General features: G+C 44.6%; 12 protein-coding genes. 9 read left to right on the top strand and 3 right to left on the bottom strand.

The features are described from left to right. Positions 1 to 2: 2 nt before the first annotated feature. Positions 3 to 332, bottom strand: coding sequence for a four-helix bundle copper-binding protein (locus P855_RS0111610; RefSeq protein ID WP_028783734.1), 330 nt, complete (start codon positions 330 to 332; stop codon positions 3 to 5). Positions 333 to 453: 121 nt separating this feature from the next. Here P855_RS0111610 and P855_RS0111605 point away from each other — a divergent pair, with 121 nt between their 5' ends. Beyond that, the gene (locus tag P855_RS0111605; RefSeq protein ID WP_028783733.1) at positions 454 to 1,374 is read left to right on the top strand and encodes an RluA family pseudouridine synthase; all 921 of its coding nucleotides are present in this window, start codon (positions 454 to 456) and stop codon (positions 1,372 to 1,374) included. A gap of 19 nt (positions 1,375 to 1,393) precedes the next feature. Further along, complete coding sequence (locus P855_RS0111600) at positions 1,394 to 2,725, top strand: CoA-disulfide reductase (RefSeq protein ID WP_028783732.1); 1,332 nt, start codon at positions 1,394 to 1,396, stop codon at positions 2,723 to 2,725. A gap of 640 nt (positions 2,726 to 3,365) precedes the next feature. On the opposite strand, the gene P855_RS0111585 is transcribed toward P855_RS0111600, so the two are convergent. Next, entirely contained in the window at positions 3,366 to 4,013 is a 648-nt protein-coding gene (locus P855_RS0111585) for a haloacid dehalogenase type II (protein WP_028783730.1), read from the bottom strand. Positions 4,014 to 4,196: 183 nt separating this feature from the next. On the opposite strand from P855_RS0111585, the gene P855_RS0111580 reads away from it, so the two are divergent. Further along, complete coding sequence (locus P855_RS0111580; protein ID WP_028783729.1) at positions 4,197 to 5,093, top strand: COX15/CtaA family protein; 897 nt, start codon at positions 4,197 to 4,199, stop codon at positions 5,091 to 5,093. Between the two features lie 59 nt (positions 5,094 to 5,152). Here P855_RS0111580 and P855_RS0111575 read toward each other — a convergent pair whose 3' ends face one another. Continuing rightward, a complete protein-coding gene (locus P855_RS0111575; RefSeq protein WP_028783728.1) occupies positions 5,153 to 8,365 on the bottom strand; it encodes a DEAD/DEAH box helicase in 3,213 nt (1,070 codons plus the stop codon). 375 nt (positions 8,366 to 8,740) lie between these two features. Between P855_RS0111575 and P855_RS0111570 the strand changes: the two genes are divergently transcribed. The 6 genes from P855_RS0111570 to bshB2 all read left to right on the top strand — a co-directional run bounded on the left by P855_RS0111570 (position 8,741) and on the right by bshB2 (position 17,878). After that, on the top strand, positions 8,741 to 9,808 hold the full coding sequence (locus P855_RS0111570; protein ID WP_028783727.1) for a multicopper oxidase domain-containing protein: 1,068 nt from the start codon (positions 8,741 to 8,743) through the stop codon (positions 9,806 to 9,808). Positions 9,809 to 10,113: 305 nt separating this feature from the next. Then, positions 10,114 to 11,700 (top strand): peptide chain release factor 3, encoded by a 1,587-nt coding sequence (locus P855_RS0111565; protein ID WP_028783726.1) that lies wholly within the window; start codon positions 10,114 to 10,116, stop codon positions 11,698 to 11,700. A gap of 199 nt (positions 11,701 to 11,899) precedes the next feature. Beyond that, the gene (gene uvrB, locus P855_RS0111560) at positions 11,900 to 13,885 is read left to right on the top strand and encodes an excinuclease ABC subunit UvrB (protein WP_028783725.1); all 1,986 of its coding nucleotides are present in this window, start codon (positions 11,900 to 11,902) and stop codon (positions 13,883 to 13,885) included. 7 nt (positions 13,886 to 13,892) lie between these two features. Next, a complete protein-coding gene (gene uvrA / locus P855_RS0111555) occupies positions 13,893 to 16,769 on the top strand; it encodes an excinuclease ABC subunit UvrA (RefSeq protein ID WP_028783724.1) in 2,877 nt (958 codons plus the stop codon). Between the two features lie 75 nt (positions 16,770 to 16,844). After that, on the top strand, positions 16,845 to 17,216 hold the full coding sequence (locus P855_RS0111550; protein ID WP_028783723.1) for a YojF family protein: 372 nt from the start codon (positions 16,845 to 16,847) through the stop codon (positions 17,214 to 17,216). Beyond that, the gene (bshB2, locus tag P855_RS0111545) at positions 17,213 to 17,878 is read left to right on the top strand and encodes a bacillithiol biosynthesis deacetylase BshB2 (RefSeq protein WP_028783722.1); all 666 of its coding nucleotides are present in this window, start codon (positions 17,213 to 17,215) and stop codon (positions 17,876 to 17,878) included. Before P855_RS0111550 ends, bshB2 begins: the two co-directional genes overlap by 4 nt. Positions 17,879 to 18,272: the final 394 nt, after the last annotated feature.

Raw genomic sequence — 18,272 nt, 5'->3', positions numbered from 1 at the left:
TATTATGAAACTAACTTTTCACATTCGTCTGCACACTTACGGCATGCTTCAGCACATTTCTGGCAATGATCATGGTCATGCTTAGCGCATTCGTCCCCACAGTCACGGCATGCTTTTGCACAAAGTTGTGCAAACTCCTGTACATAAGGAGTATCACGGGTGAGAGCCTGTTCGAATAATCCACAAATATCAGCGCATTCACGATCTAAACGAATACATTCTGCCATTTCTTTTACATGGTCTTCCTGAAGACAGGATGTGTAACAATGGTTGCAGGCTTCCATACATTCATGTAAAACTTCAATCACACTGGAATACTTTTCATGACTCATATACAATACCTCCTAATTTTAGTTACGTAAGTTACTTTTCCAATAAATGAAGATAATAAACCATATTAGCATTAATTGGGAAAATAGTCTGAAAAAACATCATTTAGAAAGTTGGTGCCTTATGGAGACGAATAAGCAAGGGGAATGGTTTGAAATCGTAATCCCTGAAAAATGGGAAGGAGTAACGATCGAGTCTTTATTGAAAGATGTTTGGAAAACCCCTAAAAAACTATTGCATCAATTCCGGATGAATAAGGACACTACGGTAAACGGAGAGCAGCTTTCCTGGTCCACCATGTTAAAGGCTAAAGATCGTTTCCGGGTCCGCTTATTCCCAAGCGAGGAGTTTGGGGTTATTCCAGACAAGCTGGATATGCAAATAATATATGAGGATGATCATGTACTTGTGGTTAACAAGCCTGCCGGAGTCGATACTCATCCGAATGAAGACGGGCAGACTGGTACACTTGCCAATGGCGTAGCTTTTTACTACATGGAAAATGGGGTAGAGACTAAAGTAAGACACATCCACCGTCTGGACAGAGAAACTTCAGGCGCTATTCTGTTTGCCAAACACGCATTGGCCGGAGCTGTTATGGACCGTCAGCTGGAAAAGAGAAACATCAGCCGTACGTATCTTGCCCTGGTTCATGGGCAGATTAAACGAGAACAAGGAATTATCGATTTCCCGATTGGAAAGGATCGTCATCATCCCAACAGAAGACGAGTGTCACCAGGTGGTCAAAGGGCAGTGACCGAGTATCAGGTGGTCAGGTATGATAAAAAGCAACACGTCAGTGTGGTCAAGTTGGATCTTCAAACGGGGAGAACGCATCAGATTCGTGTACATATGCATCATCAGGGCCATCCCATAGCGGGCGATAAACTTTATGAGAAGCAAAATGATGGCTATGCACGACTGGCTTTGCATGCAGCAAAGATATCCTTTCTCCATCCGATTACAGAGGAAAGGATTTCAGCATCGGCCGTTTCCAGTGATCGTTTACCTGAAATACTTAAGCAAGAATTAAATAAAATCTGATGTAAAGGAGGCTTACATAATGAAATACGTCATTATTGGTGGAGATGCAGCCGGGATGAGTGCCGCGATGCAAATTGTCCGGAATAGTAACAACCATGAAATAGTAACGCTGGAGCAGGGGGATATTTATTCGTATGGACAGTGCGGTTTGCCATATGCTATTAGCGACGAGGTAAAATCAACAGACAATCTGAAAGCAAGGACAGCAGAAGCTTTCCGGGAGAAATATGGTATCGATGCGCGGACCAGACACAAAGTTACACGAGTAGATTGTGAACAAAAAATAGTCCATGGCACCAATTTGAAAACAGGTGAGTCCTTTCAGGAAAACTATGATCGTTTATTAGTAGCAACAGGCGCAAGTCCAGTTTGTCCTCCGTGGGAAGGGGTTGACCTTTCAGGGGTGTTTCAGCTGAAAACCATTCCGGATGCTCACCGGATTATGGAATATATGAACAAAGATATCAGGAATGTTACGATCATCGGCGGCGGGTATATCGGATTGGAGATGGCTGAAAGCTTTGTCCAGCTTGGTAAGAAAGTAAGAATTATCGAACGGGGCAGTCAGCTTGCTAAGATTTTTGATGAAGATATGGCATCTTTCATTCATGATGAAGCCGAAAAGCAGGGCATAACTTTGAATTTAGAAGAAAATGTCGAAGGTTTTAAGGGGGAAGACAGGGTAGAAAAAGTCGTAACAGACAAGGGAACTTATGATACCGATCTTGTACTGGTTGCTGTCGGTGTAGCTCCTAACACCTCTTTTCTACGTGGTACCGGTATCTATTTGACCTTTAAAGATGCGATTCAGGTCAATGCCTATATGGAGACTAATATCAAAGATATTTATGCAGCCGGTGATTGTGCGACACAATATCACCGTATCAAGAAGAAAGATGACTATATCCCGTTAGGTACCCATGCCAATAAACAAGGTAGTATTGCAGGATTGAATATGGCAGGACGACCAAAAGTTTTTAAAGGAGTAGTCGGTTCATCTATCATCAAATTTTGCAACTTGACTTTGGGAAGGACTGGGATATCCGAAGCGGAAGCAAAACAGATGAACATTCCTTATCAGAGTATCACCATAAAAGCCACAGATTCAGCTGGCTATTATCCGGATCCGGAAAAGATGACACTAAAACTTACCTACCATGAAGAAAATTTCAAAGTGCTTGGCGCACAAATCATTGGTGGTGATGGAGTAGATAAGAGGATTGATGTGCTGGCTACGGCGCTGTTTCATGAGATGACGACGGAAGAACTGCTTGATCTTGACTTGTCCTATGCTCCCCCGTATAACGGTGTGTGGGATCCGATCCAGCAAGCTGCACGTAAAGCGAAATAAGGAAAGCCCCAGTCGGCATGACTGAGGCTCCGATTGTTCTTTTTATTTTGGCTTGTTATACTTTGGTGTTGAGTTTTCACAAGAGACTTATTCAGCTATTTGGCCGAATTGTGGAAGACTCAGTTTCAAGATAAGGGGTTCTTTATCATAAAAGCGTCAGGGGTGGTTTGGAAACTACTCGCTTTCCTGCGGGGGACCTGGCGAGCTTCCTCGGGCTATCGCCCTGTGGGATCTCGCCTAACTCCTTCTCCCGCGGGAGTCTCGCAGTTTCCCTACCACCCCATCCGAAGGATGGGAGAAACGAACCCCTGCCATACATGAAGATGTCTTCCAAATTCACCGCGAAACAAGGCCTCTTTGTAGCTATTAGTATGGTTGGATGACTCTGCCTGCCAATGTTTCCGTTCCTCTTATAAAAGCAAGGAGGGCCGGGAAATTGCGAGACTCCAATGGGAGGATAGGACATGGTGAGATCCCGCAAGGCTTTAGCCTGAGGAAGCTCACCGTCCGCCCATGGAAAGCGAGTGATTTCCCGGACCTCCAAACCGTTACTATCGTAACGGAAACAGTTTCTCTCGAAACTGAGTCTTCAGGAAAAGGGAGCTTTTCTGGAAAATCAACACTGAAATCAACAAAGTCTTTATTTTAGATCGTTCAGGTTATCGAAAATATGATCTGGCTTGATATCCAGCGATGGCCACTCGCTTTGCTGACGATTGACCCAGGCGGTTGTGAAGCCGTAATTTTTAGCCCCTGCAATATCCCAGGGATTACTGGATAGGAATAAAACATCTTTTGAAGCAGCGATTTGCAATTGTTTTTGGGCATAGGCGTAAGCTTGTGCCACGGGTTTGTATACTTTTGGCTCATCTGCGCTCAATATCTGGAATGTATCCTTGAGCTGATTGTTTTCTAATAATGGATAGAGCATCGATGGGGTACCGTTTGAGAAAATAGTCAAGGAATTATCTGGTAAATGATTCTTGACACTTCCAACCTCTTCATAGGGCTGTAAATGGAGATAGGCATCCATCAATTCCTCTAAATCATTCGGTTTAAAATCGACCCTGTTGAATTTCAGACCGTCGATCAGAGCATTTCGTGTGATTTGGTCAAAAGGCAGATAGCCATCGATCAACTGTCGGATCATAAAATAATGGACCTGTCTTCTGCGCCATTCCTGGCTGATTGTCTTTCCTTTATCCGGGTATTTTTCTTCGAGCTTTTCTGTGACTGAATGAACATCGAATAATGTACCGTAGGCATCAAATACATAGGCATCAAACATTGTTATAGCCTCCTTTCCATTAAACCTTCCCCTTGGAGTCGGCAGCTAAAACAATTGGTTCACAAAATGTTCATGGTCGAAATATGTCTAATTGCTTCTTATATGGTAGAATATCATGATATGATTTCTATAGTTGTGTAATTAGTCATCGAGTTCACTCGACTGAAATAGAGGGATAAGCAGATGCGAAAATTTTCAATTTTTACTGTCATATTTACGTTTATGGCATTGATATTAGGCAACCTGGTTGTAGCGACAGAATCTGGTGATGCATGTGGTACAGGCTGGCCGTTATGTAACGGTTCCTTGATTCCCGTGTTTACCGATTATCATGTGGTGATCGAGTATTCCCACCGGATTTTTACCACCATGCTGGGAGTAGTCATTCTGATCAATGCGGTAAGTGCTTTTGTGACAAATCGTCAATCGAAAGCAGTGCGCAGGTTATCGATACTAAGTTTCGGTTTATTGATTTTACAATCAGTAATCGGGGGATTGAATGTATTATTAGGCACCCCGCCAGGCTTTTCCACCTTTGATGTCATGTTCAGTCAATTGCTGCTGCTCAATATGGTGTTACTGAGCTACAGCCTGCATGCAAGTGAGTCACCTGTGGAACCCCATCATCGGGAAGCAGTAGCAATGAGTTATAAAGCTTTTACATTAGGATTTGTGTTTTATATTTTTCAAACGGTACTCGGTGCCTTTTTCAAGCACAGCCGTGCTTCCAACGTGATGCTTGACGTTCCTGCCCATGAATATTTGATTAAAAGTGAAAGTATAGCCAATGTAATCTATTCACTGCATTGGGTAGCAACGGTCATCGTATTTGTGGGTGCTTTGTGGTTTTTGATTTACTCCATGAAATTCCGTTATCATTTACCATTAGCATGGTTATATTTCATTTTTATCCTGTTGAATGCCGCCGTCGGGATAATCATTGTCGTTACGAAAAATACAGTGTTGATGTCCTCCATCCATATGATCGTTTCCACGATGACGATGGTTATCGGAGGCAGTATACTTGGCGGATACTGGTTCAAGTTGAAAAAAAGAAAGATGAATACCAAAAAGGTCTGAGCCAGCTTAATAGAGGCTCAGACCTTTTTTTGTTTATCTCTTCTAATTTATCGCATTTTTTACATATCCAAAAGCTGGCGGATTTCGTCTTCTTTCAGGCTGGTAAGCATTGTTTCGCCTGGCTGGATGATTTGATCGACGAGGTCGCGTTTCTTTTGTTGAAGCTGATGGATACGTTCTTCAATTGTCCCTTCTGCAAGCATACGGATGACCTGGACAACTTTCTTCTGACCGATTCGGTGTGCGCGACCGGCGGCTTGCTCTTCAATCGCCGGGTTCCACCATAAATCGTAAAGTATAACGGTGTCGGCCCCGGTGAGGTTCAAGCCGGTACCGCCTGCTTTCAAGGAAATCAGGAAGGCATCCTTTTCACCATCGTTGAAACGGTCGACTTGAGCAAGACGGTCTTCCGACTTTGTGCTGCCATCTAAATAAAATGCCTCTATCCCCATTTCTTCCATTTCCCGGGAAAGAATCTTCAGCATGCTGGCGAATTGCGAGAAGATGAGGATGCGGTGACCGCCTTCTTTCAGTTCTGTAACCAGCTCTTTCAGCTGGGTCAGTTTGCCGGAATCTCCTTGATAATTCTCAATAAATAATCCCGGATGGCAGCAAATTTGCCTTAATCGGGTCAAACCAGCGAGTATTTCTAATTTGCCGCGCTGGAAACCTTTTGAAGCAATCGTTTCTTTCACCTCTGACTGGATCTTTTCCAGGTAGGCAAGGTAGATCTGCTTTTGTTCTTTTGTCAATTCGGAGTACTGGGTTGTTTCAATTTTATCCGGAAGCTCTGATAATACGTCTTTTTTCAGTCGTCTTAATATGAAAGGCCTGGTCATTCTGGCGATTTTTTCGGGTTTCATGGCCAGGAATTTTTTCTTATTCGTGTAAAAGCCGGGCATGATCGTACGGAAAATCGACCACAGTTCATTTAATGAGTTTTCGATTGGTGTCCCGCTTAAGGCGAAGCGGTGTACAGCTGTGATGGATCGTGTCGCTTGAGCGGTTTTCGTCTGCTCATTTTTGATAGCCTGGGCTTCATCCAAAATCAATGCGTGGAACTTCTTATCCGAATAGGCAGCTATATCCTGACGCAGCAACGGATAAGAGGTGATGATAACTTCATAGTCTGTACTCGCATCAAGGAGGCTCTGCCTGGTCTCCGGGTCTCCGGAAACGGTTTCAACGCTTAAGCTGGGAGCAAACCGTTCGATTTCTTTTTTCCAATTATAAACGAGCGATGCAGGAGCAACAATTAAAGCTGAGTCTGTCATTTTCCCTTCTTGCTTTTCGGAAAGCAGGAAGCTGATACTCTGCAGCGTTTTTCCTAGTCCCATATCATCAGCAAGGATACCCCCGAATCTGTAATTGGCGAGTGTTTTCATCCAGCGAAACCCGGTAAGCTGATAATCACGCAAGTCTGCATTCAAATGCTCTGGTACAGAAACCTCGAAAATCGAGGGGTCGCGCAAGCGGTTGATCAAGGCATCGAAGTCGATGTTCCGTTCTTCTCTTTTCGTGTGGAGCACCTCATCTACCTGCAGGCTGCGGGCTTGAGCCAGCTGGACATGATTATGATCGATATCATCAACATCCAGTTCAAATTCATCTGCCAGCTGCCTGAAGCGGTCAAAGGCCGGAGAATCAAGTGCCAGTAAAGCCCCTTCCGACAACTTATAATAGCGTTTCTTTTCAATAACAGCTTTCATCACTTCCGAAATATCATCAGCTGTTATCCCTTCCATGGAAAAGGCAATATCAAGCCAATTTCCTTCCTCTGACATTTCAATGGCAGGTGTGAGTTCGGTTTCAGAGTACTTCAGCATGTTATGGACTGCACCAGATAGATAGACATCTGTCAGTTCTTTCAGTACAGGCAGCTGTTCTGCAAGGAAGAAAAATATCTCGTCTTCATCCGTCAAATGGACATGCTCCCCATCAAATTTAAATTCGCTCGCTTCAATAATACGCATGATTGCATTTTCCTCAGCTGTTTTCCTTTGAATAATGACATCTTCTTCCGGTTCAGCTGCTAAAAACGGACGTATCAGATGCCGGCCATAATAAAAGCGCAGATCAGCAGTCAAAGCTCCATTATGAATATCCAGGTATACTTCCGCTATCAAAGGTTCCCGTATAATAGTCTCCTGTACTGGTTGTGTATAGTGAACATTAGCAATTTTTTCTAATGCAGGTATTACTTCAGAGAGGAGAGGCTCCATGTATTTACGGGAGATCGTGTGATTTCCATTGGAACGGTAGGGAAGTACACGCATGATATTTTCATAAACAGACTTCTGCTCGTCAGAAATTTTATAAAAATGTCCCTGACGATAAAGCAAGCTGTAGGTAGATAAGTAAACATACTTTTTTAAATCAGCGAGATGAAGCTGGTAATTTTCTTCGTCTTTAGTCACTTGAATGGTAAGTGGAGGAGGTTCCTCGTGTATTCCCCATTCATCAAAACTGGCTTTCAATTCATGCAGACTGCCAGGCTGGTGAGTGATCCTTTCAAGCAGCGAATTTGCGAAAGCAGGCGGAAGGATCAAACGTCGCTTGTCGACAGAATGGTTCCAATAAGAGTCCTTGTAGAACTGTTCCTGAGCCAATATTTGCTGGAGCAGTCTGAATATTTCTCTATCACTTTGTGCGAGCTGGTGCTCTTCAGGACGATAGCTGAACTTGTTTGTAATTGAACATGGCCGTTCATTAAGCACATGGTCGATCAGTTCCTGGACGTTTTTGATGACATACAGGTAATTGCTGCCCAGTTTCATTTCCAGCCCTAACACGGATTTCCCCATAGTCGATTGGACATGAAGCTGATAGTGGACGGTCAATGTTTCACGCTCGCTTGAAGCTGTCTCACCCTGGCTTTGATCCATAAAAACTTCTGTTAAACGTTTGGAAAAATGATCACGGTCGATCGGTAAAAACTGGGACTCGTATGTTTCCGTTTTTCCCTCGGTTATGCCGGATTCCTTTAATGCACGTTCCCGGATAGCCAGCAGTACAGCGGCGATGTGCTTGCAACTAAAAAAACTGTTATAGGCTGGACATTCGCACTTCGCTTCCAGGTCATCATCATCAAAGTAAAATACCCGTACCTCGTAATCCTCCGTTCCTGTTACAACTGCCCGCCAGGAGTTGATTGACTGATTGTATGTGAGTCCGTGGACTTTGCCGCCAGTAAAATACCGTCTTCCTCTTGTATAAAAGGCAGCACCGGTAATCTTTTTGATATCATTCGGTTCCAGTAAATATGACTGCATAGTGAGCATCCTATCTAATTACATTATTTACGTTCCATTATATCAGGGATGGCAAATCATTTCTTTCTGTTTCGGTGAGAATTTGTTTCATTCTAAACAGGTGATAACTATCAATAAACAATGAGCATCAATATATACAATTCATTCACAAGTACGTCATGAAGTATACACAATTAGCCCTATTGCATGTGATTCCTATCACACAGCCCAGATAGTTATGAAGATAAAATGAAGATGAAAAGACGAGGTACCATAGAGCCGTAGATTTTCGAAACTTATGGATTAAAAAAGTTTCGTATTTCGGACCTGCATCTTCCGTTGTCATCTCCTCTTCTTTTCAGATCGATAACTTTATTCTAAAAAGAGGTGGAAGCAATGAAAAAGATAGCAGTTTGGATCGGTTTTCTATTGTTACTCGGATTGTTTGCCGGTTGTGCCCAGCAAGAGGAAGGGACAATTGATAAAGGAGATCAAGATGCAGATGGTAAAGTGGAGGCAGCCGCGGGAGGAGAAATTGAAGCTATTGAGCCTCATCAGGGTTTGAATCAAGACCCTGTTCCTTTGAAAGTAGATCGTGTCGGCGAAAATGAGGTTAACGTGGAAATGACTGCTCAGATTACGGATATTGAGATTGAAAAAGGTTATTTTTATAAAGCATGGACATTCAATGGTCAGGCGCCGGGACCAGTGGTTGTCGTTGAAGAAGGAGACATGATCAATTTTACCCTCAAGAACATGGACCCGGCTATCCCGCATAGCATGGATTTTCATGCTGTTCATACTGCTCCATCGAAAAACTTCGCAGATGTAGAACCTGATGAAACAGGGACCTTCCGCTTCCCAGCCACTAAGCCTGGCGTGTTCATGTATCATTGCGGCACAAAACCAATTTTAAGCCACATCGCAAACGGAATGCATGGCACCATCATCGTTAAACCAAAGGACGGCTACCCTAACGATGATGTGATCGATCGCGAATTTATCATGCTTCAGAATGAATGGTACAAATACAATGATTTGGATGATTTTTCTAACGGAGAACCAAGCCAGGTTGCTTTTTCTGTAAAATCATTCGATGAAGATGGCCGTAACACCAATGGTGATACCTTCACATTGAAGGATGAGCCATTGATTGCTAAAGTAGGCGACCGTATCCGGATGTACATCAACAACGTCGGACCGAATGAAACAAGTTCTTTTCACGTAGTCGGTACCATTTTCGACGACGTCTATATGGACGGAAACCCTTATAACCATTTTAAAGGATTACAAACGGTCATGCTTCCTGCCAGTGGGGGAGCAGTCGTGGAATTCACTGTAACAGAGGCAGGCAGTTATCCAATCGTAACCCATCAATTCAATCATGCCCAAAAAGGAGCAGTAGCAATATTGAAGGTGACCGAAACCGGAGAAGATGACGGGAATGCTGTCATGAGTCACTGATTAAGAAAGAGGGCTATGTGCAGGCTAGTCATTAATTGAAGTTGCGGAAGAAGGGAGGCTCAATCAAACTCTAACCAGTTAAAATGGGCACCTGTCAGATTGATTTTCCTGCGGTTTTGTGCTATTTTTCAAGGTATGGAGTTGTTGATATATAGAAAAGCCGCTCCTGGCAACGTAAAGGCAGGCAGCGGCTTTTTTCGTGATGAATAATAATAAAATGGAGTTGAATGGACTGATGTGATTTTATATCCTGCCTGAAAAAGTAAAGGAAAATGATATTGAAGATAAACTGGAGGATATAAGTTATGAGTATAAATGAAGAAATGAATAAACGGCGTACGTTCGCCATCATCTCCCACCCGGATGCCGGTAAAACGACGTTGACAGAAAAACTGCTGGTTTTCGGAAATTTGATCCGCTCGGCTGGTACGGTCAAAGGAAAAAAATCCGGAAAGTTCGCAACCTCTGACTGGATGGAAATCGAAAAGCAGCGTGGTATATCGGTGACTTCCAGTGTCATGAATTTCCCTTACCGCGATTACCAGGTCAATATCCTGGATACTCCTGGTCACGAAGATTTCAGTGAAGATACCTACCGCACCCTTACTGCTGTAGACAGTGTTGTCATGATTATTGATGCTACAAAAGGGATTGAGGCGCAAACGCTTAAATTGTTCAAGGTTTGTAAAATGCGCGGCATTCCAATTTTTACATTCATCAACAAATTAGACCGTGAAGGTCGCGAACCATTTGAATTGATGGAAGAAATCGAGGAAGTCCTCGATATCGAAACATATCCGATGACATGGCCGGCGGGGATGGGCAAACGGTTCCTTGGTGTATTTGACCGCCATCATGAACAGTTTATTGCCTATAGCGGAAATGAAGAAGAAACCTACATTCCTTATTCGGATTTAGAAAAGCCGGAACATCAGGAATTAGTCGAGCATTCCACTTATCAGGAAACGCTTGAGGAATTGATGCTCCTTGATGAAGCAGGTGACCAGTTCAGTATGGAAAAAGTGATGCGGGGGGAACAAACTCCTGTTTTCTTCGGAAGCGCGCTAGCACCGTTTGGGGTGGAAGGCTTTTTCGATACATTCATCGATATGGCGCCTGCTCCGGCACCACGTCGTTCCACAGAAGGTATCGTGTCCCCGGATGACCCGGAGTTCTCTGGTTTTATTTTCAAAATTCAGGCCAACATGAACCCGCAGCATCGTGACCGGGTCGCATTTGTACGGATTTGCTCCGGCAAGTTCGAACGTGGAATGACTGTGACATTGGGACGTACCGGGAAGACTTTCAAATTGGCTCAGTCCCAGCAATTCGTGGCTTCCTCAAGGGGGACGGTCGAAGAAGCTTATGCCGGTGACATTATCGGGATTTATGACCCTAACGTCTATCGGATCGGTGATACGATTCTGACCGGAAAAACCAACTTCGAATATGACGAATTGCCACAGTTCCCACCGGAAGAATTCAAAAAAGTTACGGCCAAGAACGTCATGAAGTCGAAGCAGTTCAAAAAAGGGATCGAACAGCTCGTACAGGAAGGCGCGATCCAACTGTTTAAACGTTATCGATTTGAAGATTATATCCTTGGCGCTGTCGGTCAGCTGCAATATGACGTATTCGAGTACCGGATGAAAAACGAGTATAACGTCGAGGTCGAGCTTCAGCCACTTGGAGAAAGAATTCCGCGCTGGCTCAAAGAAGATCAGGTCAATGAATCCCTTTTTGACGAACGAAACATGCTTGTACAGGACCGGGAAGGAAGTCCGCTAGTTTTATTCAAGAACGACTTCTCCTTGCGCTGGTTCCAGGATAAAAATCCTGACATCGATTTGATCGATCTATTCGAAGTGAATCAATACGACCAATCGTACTAAGTTTGTTAATGAGAAAAAGCAGCAATTTCCCATAATAGCATGGGTATTGCTGCTTTTTATTGATGTGGCGTACCAACGTTATTCCCTTCCAAATTTTACTAACTAAGCGCAAAAGTCGAATATTTGTTCGTATCCATGTTAGAATTGTATAATATTGTGGTAAACTAGTGTTGTATATTCAAGGAACGGAGGTTGCTTTGTGAAGAACGAGAATAAATTCGAGCTTGTTTCACAGTATCAACCAGAAGGGGATCAACCCCGTGCGATAGAAGAATTGGTGAAACGGATCAACGGTGGCGAAAAGCATCTTACATTACTTGGTGCTACTGGTACCGGGAAGACGTTCACCATGTCGAATGTGATTCAACAAGTGAACAAGCCGACGCTGATCATTGCTCATAACAAAACGTTGGCTGGTCAATTATACAGTGAGTTCAAGGAGTTTTTCCCGAATAATGCAGTCGAGTATTTTGTCAGTTATTATGACTACTATCAACCGGAGGCGTATGTACCGTCTTCGGATACGTTCATTGAAAAGGATGCCAGCATCAATGATGAGATTGATAAGCTGCGTCACTCGGCGACATCTGCTTTATTCGAACGGAACGATGTCATTATCGTAGCGAGTGTATCGTGCATCTATGGTTTAGGTAATCCGGATGAATACCGCAGCCAGGTGCTTTCGATTCGTACGGATATGGAAAAAGAACGTGATGAACTTCTTCGTGAACTGGTGGATATCCAGTATGCACGAAACGATATTGATTTCCAGCGCGGTACTTTCCGCGTCCGGGGCGACTCGGTGGAAATCATCCCTGCTTCGCGGGAGGAGCATGCCATCCGGGTGGAGTTTTTCGGTGATGAAATCGACCGGATCAGAGAAATTGATGTATTAACCGGAGAAATTATCGGAGATCGGGAACATGTAGCCATTTTCCCGGCATCCCACTTCGTAACCCGCGAAGAAAAAATGAAAATTGCAATCAAGAATATCGAAAAAGAACTGGAACAGCAGTTGAAAAAGTTCCGTGCTGAAAACAAGCTGTTAGAAGCACAACGCTTGGAGCAACGGACAAACTATGATTTGGAAATGATGCAGGAAATGGGTTTCTGTTCAGGTATCGAGAACTATTCCCGTCATCTGACATTAAGAGAAGAAGGAGCGACACCCTATACATTAATCGATTATTTCCCGGAAGACTTTCTGGTGATGGTTGATGAGTCGCACGTGACACTGCCGCAGGTGCGGGGAATGTACAATGGCGACCGGGCCCGAAAGCAGGTGCTGGTCGATCATGGTTTCCGTCTGCCATCTGCACTCGACAACCGTCCGCTTATGTTCGAGGAATTTGAAAACAAAGTGAACCAGAGCATGTACGTATCAGCTACCCCTGGCCCATACGAGCTGGAGCATACGCCGAAAATGGTCGAACAGATCATCCGGCCGACCGGCCTGCTTGATCCGGAAATCGAAGTCCGTCCAATCAAAGGACAGATTGATGACCTGATTGGTGAGATCAATAAGCGTATCGATAGGAACGAACGGGTACTGGTTACTACATTGACGAAAAAAATGTCGGAAGACCTTACGGATTATCTGAAGGAAATCGGTATTAAAGTAGCTTACCTGCATTCTGAAATCAAAACGTTGGAGCGAATTGAAATAATCCGTGATTTGAGACTTGGAAAATATGATGTCCTTGTAGGGATCAACCTGCTTCGTGAAGGACTGGATATCCCGGAAGTATCCCTGGTGGCTATCCTCGATGCTGATAAAGAAGGCTTCCTGCGTTCCCACCGCTCACTGGTTCAGACCTCTGGACGTGCTGCCCGTAATGAAAATGGACGCGTTATTATGTATGCAGATAAAATTACGGATTCTATGGGAACGGCGATCGAAGAAACGAAACGACGAAGAGAAAAGCAAATCGCTTTCAACGAAGAGCACGGCATTACGCCGACCACGATCAAAAAAGAAGTGCGGGATGTCATTCGCGCTACGATGGCTGCAGAAGATGAAGAAAATTATGACACGACACCTCAGCCGAAAGAGATGACCAAGAAGGAACGCGAAAAGATGATCGAGAATATGGAAAAGGAAATGAAGAAAGCAGCCCGGGATCTCGATTTCGAACGGGCCGCCGAGCTTCGTGACGTACTTCTGGAACTTAAAGCGGAAGGATGATGGCATTATGGCCAGTAAATCAATCAGTATCAAAGGGGCGAGAGCCCATAACCTGAAGAATATAGATGTAGAAATACCGAAGAATAAACTCGTCGTATTGACTGGTTTGTCAGGGTCAGGGAAGTCATCCCTGGCCTTTGATACCGTCTATGCAGAAGGGCAGCGCCGTTATGTAGAGTCTTTGTCTGCTTATGCCCGCCAGTTTCTTGGCCAGATGGATAAACCGGATGTCGACGCGATTGAAGGTTTGTCACCTGCTATTTCGATTGATCAGAAAACGACCAGCCGGAATCCGCGCTCAACTGTCGGAACCGTCACAGAAATTTATGACTATTTACGCCTATTGTTCGCTCGTATCGGACGTCCGACTTGTCCGAAGCATGACATAGAAATCAGTTCGCAGACGGTCCAACAGATGGTCGACAGAATCATGGAATACGAACACCGTACCAAGATGCAAATTTTAGCCCCGGTCGTCTCCGGACGTAAAGGAGAGCATGTCAAAGTTCTTGAAAAACTCCAGCAAGAAGGGTACGTGCGTCTCCGGGTAGACGGGGAGATGCGTGAGGTTTCCGAGGAAATCGACTTAGAGAAAAATAAGAAACATTCCATTGAGGTGGTCATCGACCGGATTGTCGTAAAAGATGGCGTGGAGTCCCGTTTGTCTGATTCGCTTGAAACGGCGCTCAGGCTTGGAGAAGGACAAGTGATCGTCGATGTCATCGGTGAGGAAGAATTGTTGTTTAGCGAGCATCACGCCTGCCCGATTTGCGGTTTTTCAATCGGCGAACTGGAACCGCGCATGTTTTCCTTCAATAGCCCTTTCGGGGCATGTGAACGCTGTGATGGACTTGGCACCCAGCTCGAGGTAGATCTTGATCTTACGATTCCCGATTGGTCGAGAACACTGCGGGATCATGCGATTGTTGCCTGGGAGCCTACCAGCTCACAATATTACCCGAAACTGCTCGAGAGTGTCTGTACGCATTATGGAATCGATATGGATATACCTGTAACAGATATCCCGAAACACCAGATGGATAAGATCCTTTATGGCAGCGGGAAGGAAAAAATACATTTCCGTTATGAAAATGATTTCGGCAGGGTCCGGGAAAATGATATTTATTTCGAAGGGGTTTTAAACAACATTGCCCGTCGTTATAAGGAAACCAGTTCGGACTGGGTGCGTGAACAGATGGAAAAGTATATGGCTCAGAAGCCTTGTCCGAAATGTAAAGGGCATCGCTTAAAAGAAGAAGCCTTATCTGTACTGATCAACGGAAAACATATTGGTCATACCGTTGATTTTGCAGTTACAGATGCGAAAAACTTTTTTGAAGGACTGGAACTGACAGAAAAAGAAGAAAAAATCGCCCGGATGATTTTGAAAGAAATCTGCGAGCGTCTGACCTTTCTTATCAATGTTGGACTGGATTATCTGACGCTGTCCCGTTCTGCCGGCACGCTTTCAGGCGGGGAAGCACAACGGATCCGGCTGGCAACCCAAATCGGGTCTGCATTGACAGGGGTGCTATATGTACTGGATGAGCCTTCGATTGGACTTCACCAGCGGGATAACGATCGGTTGATTTCGACATTACAACGGATGCGCGATCTTGATAATACATTGATTGTAGTGGAGCATGATGAAGATACGATGCTTGCTGCTGATTATCTTATTGATATCGGGCCAGGCGCAGGAGTACATGGAGGCGAAATTGTTTCCGAAGGTACACCTAAGCAGGTTATGAAGGACCGTAAATCATTGACAGGGCAATATCTGTCCGGGAAAAAATTCATCCCGCTTCCTTATGATCGCCGGAAACCGGACGGTCGTTATCTGGAAATCAAGAAAGCGGAAGAGAACAACTTGAAGAAAGTAGATGCAAACATCCCGCTTGGCGTGTTTACAGCGGTTACAGGTGTATCAGGTTCAGGGAAAAGTACGTTGATCAATGAAATTTTATATAAATCTTTAGCGATGAAATTGAACCGGGCCAACAAGCAAAAGCCTGGCAAGCATAGAGAAATCAAAGGAATCGATCACCTGGAAAAAGTGATTGACATTGATCAATCCCCAATCGGACGGACACCACGTTCCAACCCGGCAACTTATACGGGTGTGTTTGACGATATACGTGATGTATTCGCCCAGACAAATGAAGCAAAAATCCGTGGATATAAAAAGGGACGGTTCAGCTTTAACGTTAAAGGCGGCCGTTGTGAAGCCTGCCGTGGGGATGGAATTATCAAGATTGAAATGCACTTTCTTCCAGACGTTTATGTGCCATGCGAAGTTTGTCACGGAAAACGGTATAACCGGGAAACACTGGAAGTGAAGTATAAAGGTAAGAACATCGCAGACGTTCTTGAAATGACGATAGAGGATGCCCTCAACTTTTTCGCAAATATTCCAAAAATCCGGCGGAAGCTTCAAACGGTCTTTGATGTCGGACTGGGCTATGTCAAGCTTGGCCAGCCGGCGACAACGTTGTCCGGAGGGGAAGCGCAAAGAGTCAAGCTCGCGAGTGAACTTCACCGCCGATCTACCGGGAAGTCTTTCTACATCCTGGATGAACCGACAACTGGTCTGCATGTCGATGATATCGCACGGTTATTGGATGTGTTGCAACGACTGGTTGATAATGGGGACTCCGTGCTGATTATCGAACATAATCTGGATGTCATTAAAGCAGCTGACTACATCCTGGATTTAGGTCCAGAAGGCGGAGACAAAGGTGGTCAGATCGTTGCCACAGGTACGCCGGAACAGGTGGCTGATAATGAAAAATCCCATACGGGCCGATACTTGAAGCCAATCCTGGAGCGTGATCGTGAAAGGATGGAAAACAAGCTCAAGGAAAAAGAGAAAGTAGCTAAGTAAGTACATCTTTTGACGCGACCAGCGTTATTCAGTATCGTTGAACAAGAGAGAGTCTGACGGGAGGAGTCTTGTCTAATGGAAGTAATTGTTAAAGAAAAAGTACAGCAGATAATCGATCAATTCGCTGGTAAAGATGTCTATGTACATTTAGAGACAACCAATGGCGCTTATGCCAGTCACTTTGACGAAAATGCTTATAATGTGGGTGCATTCATTCGTAATGCCAAAGTTAAATATGAACACGGAAAAATTGTCGGAAGCGGTAATGCTTATCGCGTCGGTTTAAAGCTGGATTTGGGCTGGCTATACGCAGAGGGTGTCACCGATTATGAATTGGATGATCAGAACAGGCTTCTGATGGCTGGGCACGATCGTGAAGGCCGGTTGATGGTTGCACTTGAAATCAGTGAGACGCCCTTTTCCCATGAAAGTGTGGGACAATCATGACCCAGGAACATGTAGTAGTGATATACCCACATCCGGATGATGAGTCATTCGGAGCGGCCGGCACAATTGCAAGCTACCGGGAAAAAGGTGTGCCAGTCACCTATCTTTGCGGCACATTAGGCGAAATGGGCAGGAATATGGGAAATCCTGTGTTTGCAAACAGGGAGACACTGTCCAGTTACCGTAAGGAAGAATTAGTGAAAGCATGCCAGGCATTGGATATTGATGTCCGCATGCTTGGGTACCGGGATAAGACACTCGAGTTTGAACAAGTCGAGCAGGTAGCCGGGCATCTTCAGTCGATACTGGAAGAAATCAATCCGACATTGGTCATTACCCATTACCCTGGTTATGCGGTCCATCCTGACCATGATGCGCTAGGAGAAGCGGTAATTGAGGCAGTCCGAAATATTGAAGATTCCCGCCGCCCGGAATTATGGGCCCAGGCTATTGCAACCAACTATGAAAAAGAACTCGGTGAACCAGATATCAGGCATGATATTAAACCATACTGGGACAAAAAAATGGCTGCCATCGAAACCCATCTTTCCCAGGCATCCGGGATGATGAGTCTGATTAAAGAAAAACCGGATTTCAATGAAAATGAAGAGCTTGAGCACTTGCGTTATGAACGGTTCTACCGTTGGAATTACAACAACTGAATACTTCCAGAATAAGCACCTCGCATAATTGGTATATCGAGGTGCTTTTTTTGTTGCTCCCTGGAATGTGTGGTTGATTTTTCATGAAAATCCTTATTCAACAATATGGCCGAATTGTGGAAGACTTGATTTCGAGATATTGTTGGAGTTGAGGGGCTTCAGGAAACGATTCGCTTTCCGTGGGCGTGTGCTGAGTCTCCTCAGGCTTCGCCTTGCGGGGCCTCATCTATCACTCAGCTCCCACAGGAGTCTCACCGTTTCCCTACGCCCCTTGTCATGGGAAGTTCTCGAAATCAGCCTAAGAAAACTGCCCTATGATTGAAGACTTTAGTGCTTTACATCCTTTGTAAAATGCCTCAAGTTGAAAGTTTCAGCTACATTCTTTCTCTTTTTG

Source organism: Thalassobacillus devorans MSP14, from assembly GCF_000496835.1.
Lineage (GTDB): Bacteria > Bacillota > Bacilli > Bacillales > Halobacillaceae > Thalassobacillus > Thalassobacillus devorans_B.
Note: the sequence above shows the minus strand (reverse complement) of the source record. Positions and strands in the feature narration are given on the sequence as shown.